The 25280-nt window shown below is 58.8% G+C and carries 25 protein-coding genes; 10 read left to right on the forward strand and 15 right to left on the reverse strand.

All coding sequences use genetic code 11. The features are described 5' to 3' along the window. The first annotated feature begins 201 nt into the window (after window positions 1–201). Together E4T21_RS16835 and E4T21_RS16840 are read left to right on the forward strand one after the other, a co-directional pair. Window positions 202–1782, forward strand: coding sequence for a DHA2 family efflux MFS transporter permease subunit (locus E4T21_RS16835; protein ID WP_240349197.1), 1581 nt, complete (start codon window positions 202–204; stop codon window positions 1780–1782). Between the two features lie 30 nt (window positions 1783–1812). Further along, window positions 1813–2970 carry an HlyD family secretion protein gene (locus E4T21_RS16840; protein ID WP_149286143.1) on the forward strand — a complete coding sequence of 386 codons (1158 nt, stop codon included), beginning with the start codon at window positions 1813–1815 and terminating at the stop codon, window positions 2968–2970. A gap of 120 nt (window positions 2971–3090) precedes the next feature. On the opposite strand, the gene E4T21_RS16845 is transcribed toward E4T21_RS16840, so the two are convergent. Continuing rightward, window positions 3091–3831 (reverse strand): dienelactone hydrolase family protein, encoded by a 741-nt coding sequence (locus tag E4T21_RS16845; RefSeq protein WP_149287294.1) that lies wholly within the window; start codon window positions 3829–3831, stop codon window positions 3091–3093. A gap of 215 nt (window positions 3832–4046) precedes the next feature. On the opposite strand from E4T21_RS16845, the gene E4T21_RS16850 reads away from it, so the two are divergent. Continuing rightward, entirely contained in the window at window positions 4047–4754 is a 708-nt protein-coding gene (locus tag E4T21_RS16850) for a class I SAM-dependent methyltransferase (protein ID WP_149286144.1), read from the forward strand. A gap of 14 nt (window positions 4755–4768) precedes the next feature. Here the strand turns inward: E4T21_RS16850 and E4T21_RS16855 are convergent, their stop codons facing one another. Next, window positions 4769–5083: an ArsR/SmtB family transcription factor gene (locus E4T21_RS16855; RefSeq protein WP_149286145.1), complete on the reverse strand. Its 315-nt coding sequence runs from the start codon at window positions 5081–5083 to the stop codon at window positions 4769–4771. 21 nt (window positions 5084–5104) lie between these two features. After that, on the reverse strand, window positions 5105–6073 hold the full coding sequence (locus E4T21_RS16860; protein WP_149286146.1) for a cation diffusion facilitator family transporter: 969 nt from the start codon (window positions 6071–6073) through the stop codon (window positions 5105–5107). 228 nt (window positions 6074–6301) lie between these two features. Here E4T21_RS16860 and E4T21_RS16865 point away from each other — a divergent pair, with 228 nt between their 5' ends. After that, complete coding sequence (locus E4T21_RS16865; protein WP_149286147.1) at window positions 6302–7159, forward strand: alpha/beta hydrolase family protein; 858 nt, start codon at window positions 6302–6304, stop codon at window positions 7157–7159. Window positions 7160–7272: 113 nt separating this feature from the next. Here the strand turns inward: E4T21_RS16865 and E4T21_RS16870 are convergent, their stop codons facing one another. Together E4T21_RS16870 and E4T21_RS16875 are read right to left on the reverse strand one after the other, a co-directional pair. Beyond that, window positions 7273–7842, reverse strand: coding sequence for a GNAT family N-acetyltransferase (locus E4T21_RS16870; protein WP_149286148.1), 570 nt, complete (start codon window positions 7840–7842; stop codon window positions 7273–7275). Between the two features lie 126 nt (window positions 7843–7968). Next, window positions 7969–8361 (reverse strand): MerR family transcriptional regulator, encoded by a 393-nt coding sequence (locus tag E4T21_RS16875; RefSeq protein WP_187775029.1) that lies wholly within the window; start codon window positions 8359–8361, stop codon window positions 7969–7971. A gap of 108 nt (window positions 8362–8469) precedes the next feature. Between E4T21_RS16875 and E4T21_RS16880 the strand changes: the two genes are divergently transcribed. After that, a complete protein-coding gene (locus E4T21_RS16880) occupies window positions 8470–9378 on the forward strand; it encodes an alpha/beta fold hydrolase (RefSeq protein ID WP_149286149.1) in 909 nt (302 codons plus the stop codon). Between the two features lie 105 nt (window positions 9379–9483). On the opposite strand, the gene E4T21_RS16885 is transcribed toward E4T21_RS16880, so the two are convergent. Continuing rightward, entirely contained in the window at window positions 9484–10428 is a 945-nt protein-coding gene (locus E4T21_RS16885) for a pirin family protein (protein ID WP_240349198.1), read from the reverse strand. Window positions 10429–10771: 343 nt separating this feature from the next. After that, window positions 10772–11743 (reverse strand): LysR family transcriptional regulator, encoded by a 972-nt coding sequence (locus tag E4T21_RS16890; protein WP_240349199.1) that lies wholly within the window; start codon window positions 11741–11743, stop codon window positions 10772–10774. 90 nt (window positions 11744–11833) lie between these two features. Here E4T21_RS16890 and E4T21_RS16895 point away from each other — a divergent pair, with 90 nt between their 5' ends. Beyond that, the gene (locus tag E4T21_RS16895; protein WP_149286150.1) at window positions 11834–12487 is read left to right on the forward strand and encodes a hydrolase; all 654 of its coding nucleotides are present in this window, start codon (window positions 11834–11836) and stop codon (window positions 12485–12487) included. 123 nt (window positions 12488–12610) lie between these two features. Further along, the gene (locus E4T21_RS16900) at window positions 12611–13444 is read left to right on the forward strand and encodes an alpha/beta fold hydrolase (RefSeq protein ID WP_149286151.1); all 834 of its coding nucleotides are present in this window, start codon (window positions 12611–12613) and stop codon (window positions 13442–13444) included. Window positions 13445–13520: 76 nt separating this feature from the next. Here the strand turns inward: E4T21_RS16900 and E4T21_RS16905 are convergent, their stop codons facing one another. The 3 genes from E4T21_RS16905 to E4T21_RS16915 form a co-directional block, all read right to left on the reverse strand. Beyond that, window positions 13521–14525, reverse strand: coding sequence for a saccharopine dehydrogenase NADP-binding domain-containing protein (locus E4T21_RS16905; protein ID WP_149286152.1), 1005 nt, complete (start codon window positions 14523–14525; stop codon window positions 13521–13523). Window positions 14526–14670: 145 nt separating this feature from the next. Continuing rightward, a complete protein-coding gene (locus E4T21_RS16910; RefSeq protein WP_149286153.1) occupies window positions 14671–15072 on the reverse strand; it encodes a VOC family protein in 402 nt (133 codons plus the stop codon). A gap of 12 nt (window positions 15073–15084) precedes the next feature. Next, window positions 15085–15828 (reverse strand): SDR family NAD(P)-dependent oxidoreductase, encoded by a 744-nt coding sequence (locus E4T21_RS16915; protein ID WP_149286154.1) that lies wholly within the window; start codon window positions 15826–15828, stop codon window positions 15085–15087. 134 nt (window positions 15829–15962) lie between these two features. Between E4T21_RS16915 and E4T21_RS16920 the strand changes: the two genes are divergently transcribed. Then, the gene (locus E4T21_RS16920; protein ID WP_149286155.1) at window positions 15963–16847 is read left to right on the forward strand and encodes an AraC family transcriptional regulator; all 885 of its coding nucleotides are present in this window, start codon (window positions 15963–15965) and stop codon (window positions 16845–16847) included. A gap of 324 nt (window positions 16848–17171) precedes the next feature. Here E4T21_RS16920 and guaA read toward each other — a convergent pair whose 3' ends face one another. The 5 genes from guaA to E4T21_RS16945 form a co-directional block, all read right to left on the reverse strand. Then, complete coding sequence (gene guaA, locus E4T21_RS16925) at window positions 17172–18749, reverse strand: glutamine-hydrolyzing GMP synthase (RefSeq protein ID WP_149286156.1); 1578 nt, start codon at window positions 18747–18749, stop codon at window positions 17172–17174. Window positions 18750–18882: 133 nt separating this feature from the next. After that, window positions 18883–20352: an IMP dehydrogenase gene (gene guaB / locus E4T21_RS16930; protein ID WP_149286157.1), complete on the reverse strand. Its 1470-nt coding sequence runs from the start codon at window positions 20350–20352 to the stop codon at window positions 18883–18885. 91 nt (window positions 20353–20443) lie between these two features. Beyond that, window positions 20444–21556, reverse strand: coding sequence for an ABC transporter substrate-binding protein (locus E4T21_RS16935; RefSeq protein ID WP_240349200.1), 1113 nt, complete (start codon window positions 21554–21556; stop codon window positions 20444–20446). Next, a complete protein-coding gene (locus tag E4T21_RS16940; RefSeq protein WP_149286158.1) occupies window positions 21553–22953 on the reverse strand; it encodes a sensor histidine kinase in 1401 nt (466 codons plus the stop codon). The genes E4T21_RS16935 and E4T21_RS16940 overlap by 4 nt, the downstream gene beginning before the upstream one ends. After that, window positions 22950–23618 (reverse strand): response regulator, encoded by a 669-nt coding sequence (locus E4T21_RS16945; protein WP_149286159.1) that lies wholly within the window; start codon window positions 23616–23618, stop codon window positions 22950–22952. Before E4T21_RS16945 ends, E4T21_RS16940 begins: the two co-directional genes overlap by 4 nt. A gap of 171 nt (window positions 23619–23789) precedes the next feature. Between E4T21_RS16945 and E4T21_RS16950 the strand changes: the two genes are divergently transcribed. Both E4T21_RS16950 and E4T21_RS16955 read left to right on the forward strand, forming a co-directional pair. Next, window positions 23790–24794: a Bug family tripartite tricarboxylate transporter substrate binding protein gene (locus E4T21_RS16950; RefSeq protein ID WP_149286160.1), complete on the forward strand. Its 1005-nt coding sequence runs from the start codon at window positions 23790–23792 to the stop codon at window positions 24792–24794. Further along, window positions 24791–25243, forward strand: coding sequence for a tripartite tricarboxylate transporter TctB family protein (locus tag E4T21_RS16955; protein WP_149286161.1), 453 nt, complete (start codon window positions 24791–24793; stop codon window positions 25241–25243). Before E4T21_RS16950 ends, E4T21_RS16955 begins: the two co-directional genes overlap by 4 nt. Window positions 25244–25280: the final 37 nt, after the last annotated feature.

Consider the following 25280-nt stretch of genomic DNA (forward strand, 5'->3'; position numbering starts at 1 on the left):
GCTTCTTCTTGCTGTCCCCCTGTTTCTTTCTGCCCCCTGTGCTTCACTGCCAGGATACGCTAGCATCCTTAGCATACGAATTATAAACCCGCTATTGCACGTTGATGACCCGCAGCCCATCCGGGCCGGTGTCCCTCCGGATACCGGCCCGTTTCTTGCGCGTCAATGGGTCCCTCCCCGACTGCATGAAGGAGAGTCTCCTTGTCGAATGACACCTCTCTGCGCGAGACGCCCCCCATGACTCAGGTGGAACGTCTGTTCAAGCGCTATGGCCCTCGCTATCGATTATGGGTAACGCTCACGGTGATGCTGGGCCTGGTAGCGCTCGGTATGTCGATCACTATCGTCAATGTGGCGATTCCCTATATCAAGGGTGCCTTCGGCATGAGCGATTCCCAGGTACAGTGGCTATCCACCGGTTTCCTGGCCTCCACCACCGTATCGCTGCTGGTCGCACCCTGGTTGGTAGCCGCCATCGGCCAGCGTGCTACTTTCATGGGCCTTTTGCTGGTATTCATCGCAGCATCGATCCTCGGCGGCCTGGGCCAAGGCATGGCAACACTGGTCGCCGCCCGCATTATCCAGGGCGCGATGACCGGGTTGATCCGACCGGTGGCCATGCAGGCGTTGTTCGCTGCCTACCCCCCGGAAGGACGGGGCATGGCTGTGGCCATGTACGGCATGTGTCTGGGGTTGCCGTTGACGTTGGCAACGGTGATCGGCGGCTGGCTAGTGGAGAACTTCACCTGGCGATACGTATTCTTCATTACCCTGCCGATCTGCCTGGCGGCGGTAGCGATGGGCTATATTTTCCTGCCATCGCGTGAGCAGAAGGGGCCGCGTCCACCTTTCGACTGGGCGGGTGTCGCCATGCTCTTCGCCGCGGTCTTCTCCATCCTCACGGCGCTCTCCAACGGCCAGCGCTGGGGCTGGGACGATCCACGAGTGCCAGTGCTGGTGCTGTTCTCGCTACTCTGTGCCGCAAGTTTCATTGCCTGGCAAAGGCACACCAAACACCCGCTGCTCGACCTGGCGATCTTCCGCTACCGGATCTTCGTGGTCGGCGCCCTGGCGATGCTGCTATTCGGCGGTGCCTTCTACGGCGTGATGTATCTGCTGCCACAGTTTGTGCAGTCGGTCCTGCACTACAGCCCCATCACCGCCGGGATGATCTTCGTACCATCGACAGCAGTGCTCGGCGTTCTGGTGCCACTGGTAGGCTGGCTCAGCGACCGCCACCCACCACACTGGATCACCCTGCCGGGACTGGCTTGCACGGTGTTCTCGGTATGGCACATGGCACAGATGGACTGGAACACCTCCTTCGCTTTCCTGGCCGGCAGCATGGCGATCATGTCCATCGGCATGGCGTCCTTCCCACCACCCACGCTGTCCAATGCCATCGCTGCGCTTCCGCTGCAGCTTACCGGTCACGGCTCAGGAGCGATCAACTTCGCCATGCAGCTGGGGGGAGCGTTAGGTACAGCGGGCCTGGTCATTCTGCTCGACCGCCAGACAGCGCTGCATGGCCACCACCTGAATGCAGGCATCAATGCCAATAACGCCATGGCCAATGAACAACTCAGCTACTTGGCGGAGTTGACCGCCCGTCTCGGCATTCCAGATACCCAGCAGCAGACCATGGCGGGTTATCTGACAGGGCGCCTGGAGTCGATCTGGGCCTCGCTCCTCGCCTACCAGGATGGTTTCTGGCTACTGGTAGGCGTCCTGTTGATCGTCAGCATTCCCTCGGTGCTGCTCAGCCGCTGGCGGTATGCCTAATCCTTTTTCGCTCGTTCGAGGATCTTCGACATGACAACACCAAGCTCACAAGCCGCATCCCGCCGCTTGCCCAAAGCCTCCCGGCTAGCACTGCTCACCCTGTTGGTGCTGGCCTGTCTGATCTGGGCTGGCCTGGCGATTTATCACCGCCTGACGCATGTCAGTGCCCAGGATGCGCGGGTAATGGCCGATCAAGTCACCATCAGCAGCCGCCTGCCAGGCTGGGTCACGGATTTCACCCTTATCGAGGGAGACACTCTGGCCAAGAACGACATGGTCGCGCGGCTTTACAGCCAACCGGATGAGCGCCAGCTCGAGGCACTGCAAGCTGGAGTAGCCGCTGCACAGGCCCGGCTGAACTACCAGAACTCACGTCTGAAGCTGTCCCAGGCACAGCTCGAGGGCGGGCTGAATATCACCCAGCAGGAGCTGGAGGCCAGTCGAGCCGCCATGGATGCCGCCAATGCGCGTCTGGAGCAGGCTCGCAAGGACTATGAGCGCTCCAACTCCTTGCTGGCCAGGCACTCGGTCTCGCAGCAGCAACGTGACGAGGACTACTACGCCCTGCAATCTGCCCAGGCGGAGTCCCGCCAGGCCACCCAAGAAGTGGCCGTCAGCCAGGCTCAGGCCGACAACGCCCAGGTCGGCTTCATCAACGGTTCGCAGATGCCACTGCCCAATCCCGACGTGATTCGCGCCCAGTTGGAGATGGCGACTCAGGAGCTGGCCCAGGCTCGTTCCCAGGTGGCTCAGCAACAGTTGCGCCTCAGCGACCTGCAAGTGCCAAGCCCGATCGGCGGGATAGTCGACAAGACACTGATCGACGAGGGCGAATACATCAGCGCCGGTCAGCCGATCCTGATGATGCATAACCCCGACGCCCTGTGGGTCGAGGCCAACATCAAGGAAACCGATGTTGGCGAGCTGCGTCTCGGCCAGCCGGTCGACATCACCGTCGATGCCTACCCCAACGACGACTTCCATGGCCATGTCGCCGTCATCGGACGCGCCGCGACCAGCCAATTCGCGCTGTTGCCAGACCCCAACCCGTCCGGCAACTTCACCAAGATCACTCAGCGTATTCCTGTGCGTATTGCCCTGGATGATGGCCCCTTCGAGCTGATCGGCCCCGGAATGATGGTCGAGGTCGACATCGATGTCACCGTGGATGGCCAGCGCCATGGCTGACATCATCGCGACCATGGCATTCGGCTGAGACAAGGGAAGGTACAGAGACAAGAGAGGGCAACGTGCTTGCCCTCATCGTCGAGCTTGGCAGGGGAAAACCATCCGTCCTTGCCATACAACTCAGCGAAGCGTGCGCTCGAGCAGTTCGAACATCTCGGCCCACCCCTTGTCGGCCGCGGCCTTGTCATAGATGGGAAAGTCCGGCTTCATCCAGCCGTGAGACGCACCTCGATACAGTTCACTACGATACCTCACCCCAGCATCGCTCAACGCTCTCTCGAAACGTTCGGCCATTGCCGGTGGGTAGCTCTTGTCATTGTCGGCCACAGCGATATACAACTCGGCCTGGATCTTCGGTGCCAGCAGATGCGGGCTGGTGGGCTGGTCGGTGGCCAGATTGCCGCCATGAAAGCTCACCGCTGCCGCCACGCGATCCGGATAGTGGGCAGCGGCGGTGATCGCCATGCCACCCCCCATGCAGAAGCCGACCATGGCGACCTTGCCACCGATGACATCTTCACGCGCATCCAGATACTTCAGAAACGCCTCGGTATCCGCTGCTGCCTTATGGTTGTCGGTGCTGGCCATCAGCGGCCCGATCACGGCACGAAAATCGTCACCGGCAAAGATGTCCTTCGGTACCAGCGGGCCGTAGTTTCCCAAGCGGTAGAACAGGTCCGGCAACAGCACCAGGTAGCCACTAGCGGCGATGGTTTCTGCCATCTGCTTGAGCCCAGGCCGGATGCCAAAGGCATCCATATAGACAATCACTGCAGGCCATGGGCCTTGCCCTTCCGGGGTGAACACATAGGCAGGGCATTCTCCGTCCCTGGCCTGGAGGGTGATCTCGTCGTAGGTCATCGTCATGTCTCCTTGCGGCAGCGCCCTGACGCCTTGCTGATAAGCGTTTCGAGGTAATGGGTACAGCTCATGAAACGAGCCGCTCTCTCGACAGGAGCGGCCCATGGTAGCAGTGAACCCACTGTAATGGCCCAGTGACATCTGCCCCTTGCTTGGCGAGGCATGCAATAACATGTAACATCAAAGATTACGTCACATGCTCGTCTGGAGGAAACATGCAACGCAAAGAGCTGGAAGCGATCTTCGATCAACAAGCCGACGGTTACGACCAGCAATGGTCCAGACTGGCTCCGATTCGTGATGGATTGAACCTGCTGGTCAGCGCAGTGTTTTCCGGTCTTCCCGCCGATGCACGAGTGCTGTGTGTCGGGGCCGGAACCGGCTCCGAGATTCTCCACCTCGCGCAGCGCTTTCCCGAATACCACTTCACGGCCGTGGAGCCTTCCGCGTCGATGCTGGAAGTCTGCCGCCGCCGCACGGAGGAACACGGGATTGCATCTCGCTGCGAGTTTCACAACGGCTATCTCGAGACGCTGGCACCCTCGACGCCCTTCGATGCGGCCACCTCGCTCCTTGTGTCCCAGTTCATCATGGAAGAAGAAAAGCGGTCGGATTTCTTTCGCGAGATCGCCGGGCGGCTTCGGCCAGGTGGCTATCTGGCCAGCGCCGACCTGGCGTCAGACATGAATTCCCCGGAGTATCAAAGCCTGCTGGACGTCTGGGTGCAACTGATGAGCGCCGGGGATGTAGCCCCTGACACGGTAGAACGGTTCCGCGCCATGTACGGCCGCGACGTCGCAGTACTGCCACCCGAGCGCATCAGTGCCATCATGACAGCAGGAGGATTCGATGCACCGGTGCCATTCTTCCAGGCCGGGCTGGTTCACGCCTGGTATGCCAGGCGGACATCGAGTGGCATTTGATGACGCCATAGACACTAGTCATCCGTAGCGTCCTCCTCCACATGGCTCACCATGTCGACCAGCATGTCGCTTACATGGCTGTCGGCCACTTCGTAGAATACTTGCCTTGAGCGGCGTTCCCTTCTGACCAGTCGCGCTCCCCTGAGCAGACGCAAATGGTGGCTGACCAGTGTCTGGGACAGATCCAGGCTTTCCGAAATATCACCCACCGACTTGGCTTCGCGCAGGCAAAAGAACAGAATCCTCAGTCGGGTCGGTTCCCCAAGCAGATGAAAGGTTTCTGCCAGAATGGCAATGTCATTCTGTGACGGTGAATTCGCGTGATTCAATGACAGTCTCCTGCTGGGCGTTCAATGCTTATGTCCACAACTGCCATGCCCATCGGCTGAAGCCTGGGACAGGCTGCATGACTCGTCTTCGTCACTCCAGTCGAGAGCGACGGTGGCATGTTCAATCTCGAAACGAGACTTCAATTCCTGCTCGACCGATCTCACCACTGTCCGAGCATCGGCATCGCTCTCTGGCTGCACATGCATCGTGGCCAGAATACGCCCGGACGTGATCGACCAGACGTGAATGTGGCTGACAGTGGCGAGCCCCGGCACGGACTCGGTGAGATGGCGTTCGATCAGTTCTGGCGTCGCATTGTCGGGAGCGCCTTCCAGCAAGATATGCAGCGATTTGGCCAGGAGCTTCCAGGCACTACGCAAGATCAGCAAGGACACCACCACCGACAGAATGGGATCGATCGGAGTCCAGCCCGTGAAGTAGATCACTACGGCGGCAACGATCGCACCGACCGATCCGAGCAGATCGCCCAGCACATGCAGGGCCGCGCCCTTGATATTGACGTGCTCACTATCCCCACGCGTCAGAATCCAGAATACAACGACGTTGACCAGAAGCCCGACGACGGCAACGCCCAGCATCGGCCCGGCAAGAACGGCATGGGGTGCCTGGAAGCGTTGCCAGGCTTCATAGATGATCCACAACACGATGGCGAACAGGGTGACAGCGTTGACGAAGCCTGCAATAACCTCGAAACGCAGATAGCCAAAGGTCCGCTTGGCGTCCGCAGCACGCCGGCCAAAGCGAAAGGCGGCATAGGCAAGCGCCAGCGCCACGGCATCTGTCAGCATGTGCCCCGCATCAGCGAGCAGGGCCAGCGAGCCCGAGATAAGCCCCCCTGCCACCTCCACGATCATGAAGGAAAAGATCAGGAAGAACGACAATAGCACCTTGCGCTCGTTGCCCGCAGTGACCGTCGGCGCATGAGAATGATCGTGGTCGTGATGATCATGCGAGTGTGAATGAGCCATACCTGCCCCCCGGACGTTTTAATACAACACATGAATACATGTTCATATATTGTGCGTCAACACCCCAGATATGATCCCGCTGCCAACCACATAACGAAAAGCCACAAGTCATCAGGCTATCCAGGCTTCCAGCGGTAACCCGTTCTGCCCACTGACTAGCCAGTGCCTGATGGGAATGGCATGCTATGAACTCTCGCATTAAAACAATCGTTTGAATGAGAGGAAGAAATGGAAGCCACTCGCCATCAACTTGGCGCCCCCTGTCACCATCCGCTTGAATTGACATTGCACAAGGCGTCGAATGACATCAAAGGGGTCGTTCAAATCAATCCTGCTACGGGTGTCACAGAGCGGATGTATCTTCCATTCGCTCAATATCTGGCGGCTCAGGGGTTTGCCGTGGTCACCTTTAATTACCGAGGCGTCGGACTCCAGAGCATGGAGGCCAAGTCGGTGGATGCAGGATTCACCGATTGGGCTGACCATGACATAGAAAGGATAACGTCTTGGGTCAGTGAGCATTTCGACTCACTGCCGCATTTTGCCATTGGGCATAGCTTTGGTGGACATGCCATAGGGCTTTGCGAAAGTAGCCAGCGGCTCACGGCTGCTGTCACCATATGTTCTCAAGCAGGATGCTTGCGTTTTATCCGTCCGCTTCATGAACGCTGGAAGGTGGCTTTACTATTAAAGGTCATTGGCCCCGTCACAGCCAAGCTACTTGGTTACTTTCCAGGAAAAAGGCTCGGAGTGAGCGAGAATGTTCCGGCAAAAATCATGCAGCAATGGTCTCGCTGGACAAGCATGCCCAATTATTTCTTCGATGACCCGGAAGTGGATGCTGCCAAACGCTTTGCCAGGCCAGCCATGCCGCTGCTCGCGATAGGCATTGACGATGATCGATGGGCACCTTCCGAAGCCATTGATCTAATGACGTCATACTTCACCGGTTGTGCTGTCACTCGGATGCAACTTGGAAGTCATGAAAGCCAAGGAGCCCCAGTTGGTCATATGGGGTATTTTCGATCAAGACATGCCGACACTTTATGGCCGGTGATAGGACAATGGTTACACAGGCAGCTATGAGCCCCATTGGCGATAGATAGTCAGGGGCTACCGGGCCTGTTCAATCAGCCAACACCGCACCTGTCGATCTTGAAGGTGTCGATGATCTGCTCTTCAGTACGTCCCCTCTCATCTTACCTCTGCCTGGCTGTCATGGCCTGGTGGTCAGCAGACAGCATTCCATAAAGCGCCGAGTCAGACACAACGCCATTGATCTCCCAGCGTTGTCGAAGAAGCCCTTCTCTAATGAAACCGAGACGCTCCAATGTCTTCCCGGATGAAATATTATCAGGATCGATTTCTGCCTCGACCCGACGAAGCCCTAAGACATTAAAGCCGTAATCCAGAAGAGCCTCACCGGCCTCGGACACAAACCCTTTCCCCCAGTAGTTTCGCCCAATACCAAAACCAATTTCCGCACGCTTCGACTCTTTTTCATAACTGAACAGCATGCACTTTCCAATCAGCTCGTTAGTATCTTTTAGCACAACCCCGAGTATGATGGATTCCTGCCGAGCCATTTCTTCAGCACTAGCGTTGATAAAGTCATGTGCATCATCCAGTCCCTTCCATGGCGAAGTATTCCAATATTTCATCACTTCAGGATCAGAAAATATTCCGAGTAACGCCTGCGAATCCTCTAAGTTCAAAGGGCGCAGTAGCAGTCGCTCTGTATCAATGGTTGGCATGAAGTCTTGTGTCATACGACCCTCTTTATCAGACGATGCAAGAAGCATCGTTTCATGCACAAGGATGAACCGCAAGAATTCGGCAGTCAGCTGATTGAGAGAGATACGAGAGGAGAAAAAAAGGAGAACAAACGACAATATTCAGTCCAAGGGAGGCGCCGCTCCTTCAGCCAACATCTGGCGCAGACGCACACGTCGGCGCTCGAGATCGGCGATCTGACGTTCTATGGACGCAAGCCGCTTACGCTGGATCTCGGATGTCTCCGGGCAAGACATCGCCCCTTCGATCAAGAGCATGCAATCAGGAAAGCTTCGAATCTCGGCCAGGCTAAAACCTGCTGCAATCAGGCGTTGAATCTGTCTGACCTGTACAATCGCCTCGGTTGCTGGGAACACTCGATAGCCATTGCTGGCACGGGAGGAAGTGAGCAAGCCATGCCCATCATAATGGCGGATCGAGCGCACGCTCGCCCCCGTCTCCCGGGCGAGGTCGCCAATCGACAACCAACACTCTGACATTGAAGAATCTGGCATTGAAGAAGTAGCCTGGCTCATAGTTCAGCAGCATAGCATGGGGCTCTTGACCCTGACATCAGTGTGAGGGGGGATACTGCACGCCTTCCCCCTTCAGGAGCTTCTGTCATGCTTCACCTTATCGCGCTAGACGCACTCCGCAGGCTGGCCCTGATCAGCCTTCTGCTTATCGTCTCAACGACTTCATGGGCTGAAACGAAAACCTACACCATCACCGCACCAGATGGGGTCACGATCGCCGTTCAGGAGTCAGGCGCCCCGGATGGCCAACCCGTCATCCTCATTCATGGTCTTCTTGGCAGCCACCTGAGCTGGGAAGCCCAGGTGAGAAGTCCAGCGCTTCAAGGCTACCGCCTGATCACCTACGACCTCCGCGGTCATGGCGTATCCGGAATGCCCAGCAGCCCAGAGGCGTACACGGATGGGCGCCGCTGGGCGGACGATCTGGCAGCGGTGATTGCAGCCTCGAATGCCCACAACCCCGTGTTGGTCGGATGGTCTCTGGGCGCCGCCGTCATCACGAACTACCTGGCCGCATACGGCGACGGTCGCATCGCTGGTGCACTATACGTTGGCGGTGTGATTGAGCTACAACCGGATCAAATCGTGGCGCATCCAGCGGTATACCATGGTCTTAGTTCAGCGGACTTAAGAACACACCTGGACGCTGAGCGCGAGTTTCTTGCACTGTGCTTCCAGACTCAGCCCGACACTGTTACCTTCCAACGCCTGCTGGCCAACGCGGCCCTGGCCTCACCCACAATGCAGGACGCCGTACCTTCCATGACCATCGCCGTTGCAGAGGGGCTGGGCGCGACGCGCAAACCGATGCTGCTCCTTTACGGTACGCAAGATGCACTCGTGCATCCCGAACCTTCTATTGCACGAGCGAAAGCCTTGAACTCGAATATTCGCAGCATCATGTACTCTCAGTCTGGCCATGCTCCGTTTCTTGAGGAAGCCGATCGATTCAATCGCGATCTATCCGCTTTCGTCGATGAAGTGACACAACCCTGAACCCTCTTCTTGTAGCAAGTGCCACTGCTGAGCTGACTCAGCAGTGGCATGGGTTACCTGCCGACGAACATGGGCCGCGACCGGCCATAATGTGCGATGCCCCGCTCAGCCCGGAAGGGGAATGTGCTCATCCCGGTCATCAACGGGGAGATCGAAACGTCCCTTGCCCCAGTTCTGCGCACTCCATTCGGCCTTGGCTTCTTCGATACGCTCCATGGAGGAGGCAACAAAGTTCCACCAGATATAACGTGGCCCGTCGAGCGTCGCGCCACCGAGGATCATCAACTGCGCGCCTCTGTCTCCGGCCGCGACCGTGATCCTGTCACCAGGACGGAAGACCATCATCTGAGGCGCCTCAAAATCCTGGCCAGCGACCGAGATAGAACCTTCCACGATGTAGATGCCCCTGTCCTCATGATTGTCCGGCATCGGCAGTCGGCCTCCTGCTGCGAGCTTCACATCGGCGTAGAAGGTATCCGAGAACAGCGTCGCAGGCGCGCGCTTGCCGTAGGCATTCCCTAGGATAAGTCGAACGGAGACGCCCTGGTCCTCGATGAGCGGAAGCGCCTCCTTACCGTGATGCTCGAACATCGGCGCCATGTCTTCATGACTTTCGGGCAGGGCTAACCAGGTCTGAATGCCAAGCACGCTGTGTGGTCCGCTTCGGCTCGCTGCTGACGCTCGCTCCGAATGGGAGATTCCACGCCCAGCGACCATCCAGTTCAGCGCGCCCGGGCGGATGATCTGGTCGGAACCGATGCTATCGCGGTGATGGAAGTCACCGCGATACAGGTAGGTAACAGTACCAAGGCCGATATGCGGGTGCGGACGAATATCAATGCCCTGCCCAGTCAGAAACTCGGCCGGCCCGACTTGATCGAAGAAGATGAACGGCCCGATCATCTGCCGTTTCGGCGCAGGCAAGGCGCGCCGAACCTCGAAGCCACCAATGTCTCGGGACCGCGGAACGATAAGGGTATCGATCACGTCGATGCCCAACTCATCAGGGCAGCCTGGTTCGATTGCAGGGTTCCAGCTCATGCGCGTCATCCTCTCCTGGACAGCCTCAACGATGTGAGGCAAAGGCCGGGGGTCGATCAATATGCACTGCGCGAGCGGGTTGAGCGCTCCCGGCAACGACTTGCCAATCTAGCGAGCTCCCCTCTCCATCACTAGCCCCGTCATGCATGAAACACTGTTGCCGGAAGTGGAACTCGAAGGTAATACCGCTGAGCTCGGCGGCTCACAGTAGCGCGCCGCCCTTTTGATGAGGTCGATCCCTGGCGGACAATGCAGATCTGAATCAGTCGGGCATGATGACCTCGGATCAGCCCTCGACCACCGCCGTCTCGGTTCCCGCGCGGCCGAAATATGGCTTCGCGCTGTTCATGCCTTAGCGTCCAGGGCCCCAAAGGTGAGGAGCTTGCTCGAAGCACTCGATCAGGAGTTCGGTGAGGACCCGTATCTTCCGGGCGGGATGTTGACCTGGCGGGCGGATGACATAAGCCCCTGCTGGCGGTGGTGGATGGTTTGTCATGATCGGTACCAGCGCCCCGGAGGCCACATATTCATGGGTGAGGCAGTCAGGCAGGTAACCGATACCGAGCCCGGCAACCGCGGCGGCCACAAGAGCAGTGCCGTTGTCAGCCTTGAAGTTTCCCTGTGGACGCACCGTGATGACCTTGTCGCCATCCATGAGTTGCCAGGCTTCGGTGCCCTGCATGAGGGCCTGATGGGCAACGAGTTCTTCCGGCGTCTCGGGTGCTCCATGCGCCTCGATATAGTCCGGACTCGCGACGAGCTTCCCATAAATCGGGCCAATGCGTCTGGCGATCAAGTTGGAATCCTGAAGATAGCCAACCCGTATCGCACAATCGTATCCCTCTGCAATGAGGTCAACGAAGCGATCGCTGTAGCAGGCTTGGATATGAAGCAGAGGGTGACGTCGCGCCATTTCCGCAAGCATGGGAGCGAAGTGAGTCGGGCCGAAAGAAAGCGGTACGGCAATTCGCAAACGGCCGCGAAGGTCGCCGGCGGGCAGGATCGTTTCCCTGGCCACATCAATCTCAGCACAGACCCTGGCTGCATAGTCTCGGAACGTGGCACCAGCCTCCGTGAGAGCGGCACCACGGGTAGTTCGAGCAAGCAGCTGGACGCCAAGTTCCGCTTCCAGCCGGACGAGTCGTCGACTGACGATTGACTTGGAAACGCCGAGCCGACGTGCAGCGGGTGATACTCCTCCAGCATCAGCCACTTCGACGAATGTCTGCAGCTCTTCGATGTCCATCGAGGCGTTCCCCATTTCGCGACATAGCTTGTCGCAGATGGACACTACCGCATCTCGCCTTGGAACGGCAATGTCCATCTAGGCAGCACCGCAATCGGCGCATGCCTTTCGGTAAATCAAACTCGTCGATACATCAAACTCGCTTATAACGGCAACTAGAGGATGATCATGACTTTTCGTAACGGCCTTGCGTCGCTTCTTCGTCCCGAGGACTCAGTGCTTGTTCTGATCGATCACCAGCCCTACCAGCTCGCGAACGTGAACAGTCACGAACCACAGATGGTGGTCAACAATGCGACGGCGCTGGCCAAGGCCGCCAAGGCCTTCGGCGTACCCACCATCCTGACCAGCGTTATCGCGGATCGGGGCGGTCTCATCTTTCCCCAGATCACCGATGTGTTTCCCGATCAGGAGGTGATTGATAGGACATTCATCAACACCTGGCAGGACCAGAAAGTGGTGGACGTGGTCAAGGCCACCGGCCGCAAGCAACTGATCATTGCTGGCCTGTGGACAGAAATCTGCGTCGCGATGCCAGCGATCCAGGCTCTTGGTGAAGGTTGGGACGTGACAGTCGTCACTGATGCCTCGGGCGCCGTTTCGGTAGAGGCACACGAGGTTGCCATCCAGCGCATGATCGGGGCTGGCGCGAACATGATGACCTGGCTGGCTGTAGTGTCCGAATGGCAGCGCGACTGGGCCCGGACAGAGCATGCTGCCGAGCTGTCGGAGTTACTTGTGCAGCATGTCGGTGGCAGCGGAATAGCCCTCTTGTGGGAGCAACAACTCCTCAACACACCGGTACCGAGCAAAGCAGGCTGATCTGAGCGGGGGTGATGGGAATCCTGAACCCGATGAGGAGATCCTCATCACCCCCGTCTCATTCCCCTTCTATTCTTTCTCTGTTGCAAAGCCCAAACCGCTTTTGATCAAGAGGAAACCGCAATGGCGACAATCACCGCTCAGGACGGCACGAATATCTTCTACAAGGACTGGGGAGCGAAGGACGCCCAGCCCATTGTCTTCCACCACGGCTGGCCGCTTTCATCGGACGACTGGGACAGCCAAATGCTGTTCTTCCTCTCGCAGGGTTATCGCGTCGTCGCGTTTGACCGGCGCGGGCACGGCCGCTCCGACCAGACCGATACCGGCAATGACATGGACACCTATGCGGCCGATACGGCAGAACTGGTGAACGCACTCAACCTGAGAGAGGCGATCCATATCGGTCATTCGACCGGTGGCGGCGTTGTCGCACGTTATGTCGCTCGAGCAGAACCAGGCCGCGTCGCCAAGGCAGTTCTGATCGGAGCGGTGACGCCGGTCATGCTTCAGTCGGCATCCAATCCGGAAGGCACCCCTATGGAGGTGTTCGATGGCTTCCGCAGCGCTCTGGCGTCCAACCGCGCCCAGTTCTTCCGCGACGTGCCCTCAGGTCCGTTCTACGGGTTCAATCGCGAAGGCACCGAGATCCAACCAGGCCTGATCGATAATTGGTGGCGTCAGGGCATGGCGGGTGGCGCCAAGGCCCAGTACGACTCCATCGAGGCTTTCTCCGAAACCGACTTCACCAGCGACCTTCAAGCGATCGATATCCCTGTATTGGTGATGCATGGTGAAGACGACCAGGTTGTGCCGATCGCAGCATCCGCTTACAAGGCCATCGACTTGCTGCCAAACGGTACGCTCAAAACCTATCCCGACCTGTCGCATGGCCTGTTCGCCACACACCCCGAGCAGATCAATGCCGATCTGCTTGAGTTCATCCGAGCCGGTTAGCCTGCTTCTCATGAGGGAAAGAGCCTCCTGCCCTGCAAGCTGCGCATCCGTTCAATCGCTCAAGATCGCGACGCTATCAATACTCATCAGGCAGAAGATCAGTAATCCGCGTATCGGCAATGGTCTCTGCGAAGACATGGCCGAACAACCCGACGGGCGTTTGAAAGCCGGGCCGAACCTCACCCGCAAGCACACGCCGGGCAGCTTCCGCTGCCGCCATGGCGGTAAAGGTGTAGCCATTCACCGTATCGAGCACCGAGTACACTACATTGCCGTCCGTGTCGGAGACCTCAACGGCTGCCCGGTACCGATTCGCCGCTCGCTCTTCGGTGCCGGGACCGGCAGGCAGGTCCTCGATGTCTCCGCTCGGAAATGCCCCAGCAGTGACATGAACAAAGGTCTCGATATCAGTCACGCCCGTCGCCTGGTGAAGAGTCACGAGATCAGGAAGGGTCACGGGAACCGAGGATTGCGGCCCCTTGCCAAAGTCAAAATCGCGCACGTCCTCGGAGCTACGCACAACGAGTTCACCGTCGACGAGATGGAGCGTCTCCGTCACGATGTTCTGGCTCGCACTGATCGCCGATCCCCTCGACATTCCTCCCGCCACATGAAGGGCAATACTGATCTTGTGTGGATCCTTGATCCGCGCGACAGCATGGCCTGCGAGGCTCCCCAGCATCGCAACACTGCCTCCACTTCCCGGCAGCAGCATCACACCCGCGGCACGAGCTTGGCCGTCGAGCGCCAGCGCCTGCCGATAGGTATCGATTTCGGCCGAGAAATCGAGGTAATGAACTCCGGCACGGATCGCGGCAGACATGAGCGGCTCGGCTGTGTTGTTGAACGGCCCGGCGGTGTTGAGCAGAACGGAAATACCTTCAAGGCCTGTTTCGATGGCACCGGAGTCATCCAGTGCAAAGAGCCGCACATCGGTGCCGAGACGCGCGGCCAATACCTCAAGCGCCGCCCGGTCTCGATCACGGCCGGCGAGAACGAGGTCGAGTCCTGCGGATGCAGCGTGCTCCGCCGCCATGCTACCGGTGTAGCCGGCAGCACCATAAATCATCAGTTTATTCATTGGGGCTCCGACTTCTGTCCTGATTAATCCATTTCCAACAGGCCGATCTCATGCCCAGAATCGCCGGTAAAATCGACCTTTACGTGCACCCGGTTATCAGCGCCCGGTCGCACTACGAAGCTTGTCTTTCTGCTGGGCCATTACGTCAACTCTCGTGCTGCCAACTCTTGTAGACGAATTCCAGGCTGTAACCATCCAGGTCCCTGACCTGAGCCGCGTAATAGCGTGGATCGTAGTGAAGCTGCGGCCCGGGAGGGTGTATCTCTGTTGCGCCAGCCATCAATGCCTCGGCATGAGCGGCATTCACCATCGCCTCGGAGTCTGCAACGAAGCCAACATGCACCGCTTCAGGCGCAGCCGCCCCCTGACTCAGCCAGAAAAACACGCGGCCCTTTGCCCCAAAACCTTTCAGGTCCGGGTGATGCGCAGGGCCATGTTTGCCGTCATAGTCGAGTCGGCTGGTGATTCCCAGAACGGGAAGCACGCGTTCGTAGAATGCGATAGAACGATCGGTGTCGCTGACCGTGAGGAAGATATGATCAAGCATGGGACACTCCTTTCAGATGATGTAACCGCCGGAAACTTCGATGTTTTGTGCATTGATCCATGCACCATCCTCGGTCAACAGCGAAGCAATCACACGAGCGACCTCCTCCGGTTCACCGACCCGGCCAAGCGCCGTCTGTGAGGCCAACAGGGTTTCGAATGCTTCATTCAGCCCACCGCCCAGCTCAGTACGGATCGGTCCCGGCGACACCGAATTGACTCGAATGCGACGCTCACCGAACTCCCTGGCCATATAGCGAGACAGTACCTCCAGCCCACCCTTGAACGTCGCATAAGGCGCGACACCTGACGTTGCCACGCGTGTGGTTGCACTGGTCAGGTTGACGATGCTGGAACCTTCCATCAGTAGCGGAAGCAACGTTTGGGTCAGGAAGAACGGTCCTTTGAGATGCACACTCAGCAGACCATCAAACTGCTCCTCGGTAACGGTCTCGATCAGGTGGTACAGACCATAGCCAGCGTTATTCACCAGCCCACTCAGCGACCGGGAGTTCCACTTGGCCTCCAGGGTCTGTTCCACCACTTGTCGGAAGTTCGCGAAAGACCCGACATTGCCAACATCCAGGGGAAGCGCGACAGCCTTGCCGCCCTCTGCCTGGATTTGACTGACCACTGTGTGGGCGGCATCCGGGTTGCGGTTATAGGTAAGTATGATGCCCATTCCTCTGCGGGCACATTCCAGTGCAGTGCTTGCGCCGATGCCCCGACTACCGCCAGTGATCACGATGATGCTCATGTGTCGCTCCAATGAAGACCAATGCCTACACGATAAGCATCCACGCGCATTCCCACTCACCGGTTCCTGTCGCAATCCTGCCTATTTCTGCTTATCCGCTTGTTCCTGAGTCGAGGCTAACGTTCAATGGAGCCATGGAAGAACAACTGAACGAACTTCGAAGCCTTGCTGCTCATGCGGAAAATCGCCGGACCGAAACCGGTATTCCGCGTGTGGCGATGGTCCAGGGAGCCATCCCAGAGCACGAGCTTGCTGCCGTGTACGATCCGATGGTCAACCTGATCCTGCAGGGCAGCAAGTCCATGACCGTGGGCGAGCAGACCCTGCACTACGATCCCGCGACCTATTTCGTCATGTCTGTCGATCTTCCAGCAGCCGGCGTCATCCGTAGCAGCACTTCTGGCGCGCCCTATCTCGCCGTCAGCCTGACCCTTGATGCTCCTCTTCTGACTGGCCTGTTGTCGGATCTCCCCAATACCGCCAACAGAGTCGGGCAGGATACGGGCTTCTCAGTCGCGGCAGTGACGCCGGAACTTCTTGATGCCTGGGTACGCATGTTGCGCTTGATGAAGCAGCCATCCGATATTCCTGCGCTGGCACCGGCCTATGAGCGCGAGATCCTCTACCGAGTTCTTCAGGGGCCGATGGGGTGGATGCTGCGCGATATCGCAACGCCTGATACCGCACTTGCCCGAGTGAACCAGGCTATCCAACGCATTCGTCGCGAGTACGAAAAGCCCTTACGAGTGGAAGAGCTCGCTGCAGATGTCGCCATGAGCGTGTCGGCGTTCCATCGCCACTTCAAGGCAGTGACAGCACTCAGCCCCTTGCAATATCAGAAGCAAATTCGACTGCTGCAAGCACGCACACTGCTCATTGCCGCGGGGTACAGCGTCACTGCAGCTGCGCACGAAGTCGGTTATGAAAGCCCGACGCAGTTCAGTCGAGAATATGCACGCACCTTTGGTATGCCCCCGGCGAAAGATACGACACGGATCATTACCAGCATGAAGGCCTAGGACTCGAGTGCCAGCAACAACCAAGGCACGTATCAAGCCTTTCACAACGGCACAAGTTCAGTTGCGTTCCGCAAGCGTGGGCTACCACCCGCTTCAATACGCCACCCTTGAGCCTCGGCAGGCGTCTCACAACTTTAGCTGAATCCCCTGTCAGGCACTGCAGTCACGCGTGATGCGAGCCGATAGCTGCGAAATGCTCTCCAGCCGTTGATCGGTGCCTATCGGTGTAACTGCCATATGTGAAAAAGCCGCCGGTGATCTCTCACCGGCGGCTTTTTCGTCAAAGTACTTGAGCAGTTGCTCTAGCTAGTACCTAACGTGTGATCATTCCCACTCAATCGTCGCGGGCGGCTTGCTTGATACGTCGTAGGTCACGCGGGAGACGCCGGGCAGCTCGTTGATGATGCGGTTGGACACCTTCTCCAGCAGTTCGTAAGGCAGGTGGGCCCAACGGGCGGTCATGAAGTCGATGGTTTCCACGGCGCGCAGGGCGATGACCCATTCGTAACGACGACCGTCGCCGACCACGCCGACGGACTTGACCGGCAGGAACACGGCGAAGGCCTGGCTGGTCTTGTGGTACCAACCGGAAGCGTGCAGTTCTTCGATGAAGATGGCGTCGGCATCGCGCAGGATATCGGCGTATTCCTTCTTCACTTCGCCGAGGATGCGCACGCCCAGGCCCGGTCCCGGGAAGGGATGACGGTAGACCATGTCGTACGGCAGGCCAAGTTCGAGACCCAGCTTGCGCACTTCATCCTTGAACAGTTCGCGCAGCGGCTCGACCAGTTGTAGCTTCATGTCTTCCGGCAGGCCACCAACGTTATGGTGCGACTTGATCACATGGGCCTTGCCGGTCTTGGCGGCGGCAGACTCGATCACGTCCGGATAGATGGTGCCCTGGGCCAGGAATTCGACGCCTTCGATCTTGGCGGATTCCTCATCGAATACTTCGATGAAGGTGTTACCGATGACTTTGCGCTTCTGCTCGGGATCGCTGACACCTTCCAGCTTGCCGAGGAACAGCGACTCAGCATCGGCACGAATCACGCGCACGCCCATATGCTTGGCGAAGGTTTCCATGACCTGATCGCCTTCGTTCTTGCGCAGCAGGCCATTGTCGACGAATACGCAGGTCAGCTGGTCGCCGATGGCCTTGTGCAGCAGCGCTGCCACCACGGAAGAATCGACACCACCAGAAAGTCCCAGCAGTACATGACGATCACCGACCTGGTCACGCACTCGAGCGATCTGGTCTTCAATGATCTGTGCCGGCGTCCAGTTGCACTCGCTCTGACAGATATCCACCACGAAGTGCTCAAGGATTCGCTGGCCCTGCAGGGTATGCGTCACTTCCGGGTGGAACTGCACACCGTAGAAGCGCTTTTCTTCCCAGGCCATGGCAGCGATCGGGCAACTGGGCGTAGAAGCGGTAATGGTGAATTCCTTGGGCGCTTCCGCCACCTTGTCACCGTGGCTCATCCACACATCCAGCAGGCCACGGCCAGTCTCGTGGTCGACGTGGTCCTTGATGTCCTTGAACAGGGCGTTCTCGGCATCTACACGAATCTGGGCATAACCGAACTCGCGCTTGTTGGAGCCTGCAACACTGCCACCCAGCTGCTCGGCCATGGTCTGCATGCCATAGCAGATGCCCAGTACCGGCAGTCCCATCTCGAACACGCAATCGGGGGCGCGCGGAGAGTCCAGTTCGGTCACCGACTCCGGGCCACCGGCAAGAATGATACCGTTGGGCTGATACTCGCGGATTTCTTCTTCGCTGATGTCGAAGGCGCGAACCTCGGAGTAGACACCGATTTCCCGTACCCGACGCGCAATCAGCTGGGTGTACTGGGAACCGAAGTCGAGGATCAGGATCTTGTGGGCGTGAATATCGGTCATCGGACTTTCCTGGTAGAGGAACCTGAAACGTTACGGAAAGCGAAAAGCTGGAAGCGGTGCCTGCCCTTGCAAGGACCGACCACTCCCAGCTCGTTCATGCGGCCTGGCGAGTCATTGCTCAATCAGGACGCTACTAGCCAACACGATAGTTGGGCGCTTCCTTGGTGATCTGGACGTCATGGACGTGAGACTCGTTGAAGCCGGCAGCGGTGATCTTGACGAACTCCGGCTTGGTACGCATCTCATCGACGGTGGAACAGCCGGTGTACCCCATGGAGGCACGCAAACCGCCCATCAACTGATGGACGATGGCGCTCATCATGCCTTTGTAAGGTACGCGACCTTCGATGCCCTCCGGCACCAGTTTCTCGACACCGTCATCCTTGTCCTGGAAGTAGCGGTCGCTGGACCCCTGGGTCTGGGACATGGCTCCCATGGAACCCATGCCGCGGTATGCCTTGTAGGTACGGCCCTGGAACAGCTCGACCTCACCGGGAGCTTCCTCGGTGCCGGCCAACAGGCCACCGACCATGATGCAGCTGGCACCCGCGACCACCGCCTTGGCAATATCACCGGAGAAGCGGATGCCTCCATCGGCAATCAGCGGGATATCATATGGCTCGAGAGCTTCGGCAACGTTGGCCACGGCACTGATCTGGGGAACACCGACACCAGCGACGATACGTGTGGTACAGATGGAACCCGGGCCGATCCCGACCTTGACCGCGTCCGCTCCCGCTTCGGCCAGTGCCTTGGCAGCAGCAGCGGTAGCGATGTTGCCACCGATGACCTGAATCTGCGGATAGTTCTCCTTGACCCAGCGCACACGCTCGATCACGCCCTTGGAATGGCCATGAGCGGTATCGACCACGATGGCATCCACACCGGCTTCGGCCAGGGCGGCAACACGATCGGGCGTGTCAGGGCCAGTACCGACCGCGGCACCGACCAGCAGACGACCATCGGCATCCTTGGCTGCATTGGGGAAAGTACGAGCTTTCTCGATATCCTGGAACGTGACCAGGCCACGCAGGTGGAAGTCGTCATCCACGACCAGCATCTTCTCGACGCGGTGCTCCTGCATCTTGCCCTTGATCACATCCAGCCCAGTGCCTTCCGCTACCGTGACCAGGCGCTCACGCGGGGTCATGATATCGGCCACGCTATCGCCATGATTGGGCTGGAAGCGCATGTCACGCTCGGTGACCAGACCGACCAGGCTCTCGCCTTCGACAACAGGGAAACCAGAGAAGCCATACTCCTTCGCCATGGCCAGCAGATCGGACAGCTTGGCCTTGGGTCCCACGGTGACCGGGTCCTTGACGATGACGCTCTCGTGCTTCTTGACCTTGCGCACTTCCGTCGCCTGCTGGGCGATTGTCATGCTCTTGTGGATGATGCCGATGCCGCCTTCCTGCGCCATGGCAATCGCCAGGCGCGCTTCGGTGACAGTGTCCATGGCAGCGGAAGCGAGAGGAATGTTGAGGAAGAGGTCGCGCGTCAAGCGGGTCCGGAGACTGACATCCTTGGGGAGGATTTCGGAGTAGCCGGGAACGAGCAATACGTCGTCAAACGTAAGTGCTTCTTGGGCCATACGTAACATAATCGGCAACACCCACAGGCTGGTAGGAGGGAGATAAGTTAATCGAGCATTATAACGTTTTGACGACGTTTCGGGCAATGTGCTCTAGCGATTACCTAGGGATCAAGGCGCCACTTTCTCGTTCATGTCTCTCGTCCACGGCCTCCCTGTCCCCGGAGAAAGCCTGCCGCCAGTGCTCGATGAAGGCTTCACGCCTGGCGGGGTCGACGAAGGCCAGCAGTGAGGCATTGATAGGGATCGGATACAGGCGATCTCCTACTTGCCCGAGCAAGCGAGCCGCGGTGTAAGGCCCCTTGATCCCTGGCCGAATGCTGAACATCGGCGTCTGCCCTGCGAGTACGCCCTGCCCTTCCTCGCTGAGCAGGAAATTGACGAATGTCGTCGCAGCGGCAGGATGTGGTGCATCCCGATGCACGAACACCATACGCATCATGACCAGGCTGTAATCCGTGGGAATCTGGACGATGACATTGGGGTGTTCCTGGGCATAGACCAGGGCATAGGAGCCCAGCAGGTTATAGCCTAGCCAATAACGTCCGCTATCTATGCCCTCAAGCATGCGCAGGGTATTCTCCAGCGCCTCTGTCTCGACCCTCCCCATGCTGGTCACCAGATCCCAGAAACGCGAAGAATAGCGCGCATCCTGCTGGAACAATGTGTATCCGATGCCACTGTTAAAAGGCGAATAGGTCACGACCCGACCGCGCAGAAGGTTCTGTCGGGAATCCAGCAACTCAAGCAGGTCCGCATGGGTTTCCGGGGGCAGAACATGACGGGAAAGCTCGAGATGGTAAGCCATCACAATAGGTTCGAAAGTGAAGCCGAAGACTTCATCGCGCCATTTGGCCCATTCCGGCCAGTTGCGTGTCTCCTCGCTATCCAGGTGGCGCGCCAGCCCCGCATTGACCTGGGCCATCTGCCAGGGCATCGCCGAACTGATCACCACATCCGGTGGATTTCCCTCGGTGACACTGCGGTCAACCTCCAGGGAGCTCCGGTCGCGATATTCGAACTGAATATGCGGATAGGCGCGGCCAAAGGCCTCCAGCAGCGGCGCCACTACCGCTTCATCCAGCGCCGCAGCGATCACCAGCTTGGATGGCGGCGGAACACTGCCCTTGGGCCGTTCCACGACCAGCCACATGGAGGCCAGCCCAATAACCAGCAAGACAGTGGCCGCCAGGCTGATACGCAGGGCAGTCATGAGGCCTCCTCCTCTGCCAGGCGTAAGCGCAACTCAACAACGAGCCCTGACGGCGACAGGTTCGCTACTTTCAAATGACCGCCAAGACGCCGAGCGATGCTATCGACAATCGCCATACCCAGCCCCGAACCCTCGGTTCCCTGCCTGCCCAGACGCTCAAAGGGTCGGCACAGGCGTTCCAGCTGTTCTTCGGGCACACCGGGGCCATCATCACGAATCGTCAGGCAACCTTCGTTTTCTTCTCTCCGCAGCCCCAGAGTAATGCTGCTGCCAGCCGGCGTATAACGCAGTGCGTTATCGATGACATTGCCGATCAACTCGCGCAACGCCCAGGCTTCCGCTTCCACCCACAACGGCTGGGTCGGTAACGTATCAAGCCCCAGGTCATGCCTATTGGCTTCATCGCGCCCCGCCCATTCCAGAGCAACATCCCTCACCAGTCCGCACAATTCCACACGCTGGCGCTGCGGCGCGTCATCAAGATGGCGCAAGCGCGCCAGCGACAGTAATTGTCCAGCAAGTCGACTGGTACGTTCGGCGCTGCCATGTACCTCTTCCAGCGCTGCGCGCCACTGTCCAGGGTCCGAGCTGCGCAGCGCCAGTTCACTGATGGTCTGCAAGCCGGCCAGTGGCGTCTTGAGCTGATGGCTGGCATCGGCGGTGAAACGCAGCAGCACTTCTCGTCCTTCACGTTGGCGTGTGAACAGTTGATCCAATGTCTGAACCAATTCATGCATTTCCTTGGGCACTTCGGCGTCCAGCGGACGCATGTCGTCAGCCTCGCGCAGACGCAACTGGTGACGCAGGCGACGCAAAGGCATCAATGCCACGCGTATGGTCAGCGCCATCAGAACGCCGGCCAGCAACACCATGGCAAGGAAACGCGATACTGCTTGCTTGAACAGCGTAAGGGCCAGTGTTTGACGTCCACCGAGCGTGTGCCCGACCCAGACCTGAACCGGTCCCTGGCTGACCCACCCAGGCGCTGACACTTCGCGACCGTAGACACGCAATTCGCCATAGGCGGTATGCAATGCCGTTTCCAGAGGGGCCTTGCGCACGCTGTCACGCAAGGCTTGCGGAATCGTCACCTCCCAGTTGGAGGACAAGCGACGTTCTTGGCTATCGAGAACGGCATAAAACACTCGTTCCTGAGAACTGGTGGCAAGGATCTGCAACGCCGATACAGGAATCACCACTTCCGGGCGTCCATCCTGCCACTGGACGGCCTCGGAGATGCTCAAGGCGGCCGCCTCGAGTTGCGCATCGAACGCACGGTCCGCCGCCTGACGGCTGCTGACCCATGCTTCGATCATCAACAAAGCACCAAGCCCGATGACGGTCACCAGCAACCAAGCGGCCATGCGCCGCTTGAGCGAACCAGTGACGACAATCACCCCTGCTCTTCCTCGAGACGATATCCCAGGCCACGAAAGGTGCGGATGCGCAAACCACTTCCCTTGAGCCGCTTACGTACTCGGCTGACGTAGACTTCCAGTGCATTGGAGCCAACTTCGCCAAAACCGAACAGGCGGCTTTCCAGTGTCTCCCGAGGCACGATGTTGCCGGCATGCAGCAGCAGGCTCTCCACCAGCAGGCGCTCGCGGTGAGGCAATGACAGGGCACAACCGTCAAGGCTTGCTGCCCCTGTTGCCGGGTCGAACATCAGCGGTCCAAGCCTCAACAGGTTCTCGGTTCGCTGCTGGCTTCGGCGCAGCAATGCGCGGACCCTGGCTTCCAGTTCCGCCAACTGGAACGGCTTGGCCAGATAATCATCGGCACCAAGATCCAGCCCGCGTACACGATCATCCAGGTTATCCCTGGCCGTCAGAATCAGTACCGGCGTGGAATCTCCTCGCTCACGCATCTCTTCCAGCAACCCCAGTCCATCACCATCCGGCAGGCCCAGATCCAGCAGCAGCAAGTCGAATGCTCCCTGGTGTATGGCCTCCTTTGCCGTGCGATAGGTCGAAAAGGTCTCGACGGTATTGCCAAGGGACGTGAGAGCCTGAGTCAGGGAACGCGAAATCAATGAATCGTCTTCGACAACGAGAAGGCGCATACGACCAAAGTCTCGGTAAGAAGGGGTCAAGATGACAGGTAGATGAAAGCTCCACTGCCTAGCATCGAAAACTTCCAGCATCTGCTTTTTCTGAACGACAGCTGTTCTCGCTGAACGATAGCTGTTTCCGCTGAACACCCAAACACAACAAGATGCATTCAGGAGTCCGCCATGAAGATTACCACATCGTTCCCATTGCGCCGTTCCCTCCCATTACTGGCCTGCACAGCGCTTGGTACCGTTCTGCTCGGTGGCGCAGGAGTCGCTCAGGCTGCCGAAAAGACCGAGTGCATTGCACCAGCAAAACCTGGCGGTGGCTATGACCTGACCTGCCGCCTGGCCGCCAATGGCCTGCTCGATGCCAAGCTGATCGATGCCCCCATGCTGGTCACCTACATGCCCGGCGGTATCGGTGCCGTGGCCTACAACCATGTCAACGGCGTGCGCAAGGATGACGGCAATATGATTGTCGCGGCCAGCACGGGCGCAGCCGTCAACCTCGCGCTGGGCAAGTTCGGCCAGTACGATGCCAGTGAAGTGCGCTGGCTGGGGGCGCTGGGTGTTGATTATGGTGCCATCGTGGTCAAGGCCGACGCTCCCTGGCAGAACCTCGAAGAGCTGATGACAGCACTCAAGGAAAATCCTTCCCAGGTCGCTTTCGGGGCTGGCGGCAGCATCGGTAGCCAGGATTGGATGAAGGCGGCACTTACCGCCCAGGCTGCGGATATCGATCCCAAACGCCTGCGTTATGTCGCCTTCGAAGGGGGCGGTGAAGCTCTGGCAGCGCTGCTGGGCAATCATATCCAAGTGTTTACCGGCGACCTGTCCGAGCTCAAGTCTCAGCTCGAGAGCGGCGACATCCGTGTCCTGGCGGCGCTATCTGAAGAGCGCATGGATGGGCCCTACGCTGATATTCCTACTGCTGCAGAACAAGGCTATGACGTGGAGTGGCCGATCTGGCGCGGCTACTACACGGGCCCAGAAGTCAGCGATGAAGACTATCAGGCCTGGGTGGATCGCATCCAGAAACTGGCCGAAGATCCCGGCTTCGCCAAGCTGCGTGAAGACCGTGGCCTGTTCCCCATGGATATGGTCGGTGATGAGTTCGACGCTTACGTCAAGCAGCAAGTCGCTGACTTCAAGGAGCTGGCGCAACAGGTGGGGCTGACCCAATGAGCAACTCCACCAGCCAGGCAGCGGACCGCTGCCTGGGCATTGCCTTGATCGTCCTGGCGGCATTCTGTGCCGCCCATGCCTTATCCCTCCATGTGCCCTTCAGCTATGACCCGGTTGGCCCCAAGGCTTTCCCTCTGGGGCTATCGATCCTGCTGGGCCTGTTGTCCCTGGTGCTGATCTTTCGCCCAGGCCTCAACGGCCATTGGCCGGATGGCCGCCTGGCACTGAAGCTCTGCGCAGTACTCGCTCTGCTGCTGGCCTATGCCCTGCTGTTCCCGCGCCTGGGGTACGCCGCCAGCTCGTGCATTGTCATCACGCTGCTGGCACGCCTGTTCTCTGCCTCATGGCGGCAGGCCATCATCACCGGTGTTCTCATGGCCCTGGGCAGCTACTGGCTGTTCACTCAGGGGCTGGACATCACCCTGCCTAGTGGCACCTGGCTGAGTTAGCAGTTTCTGGCCGAGGCAGCCATGCCCCCGCCAAGAA

The organism is Halomonas binhaiensis (assembly GCF_008329985.2).
Taxonomy (GTDB): Bacteria; Pseudomonadota; Gammaproteobacteria; order Pseudomonadales; family Halomonadaceae; genus Halomonas; species Halomonas binhaiensis.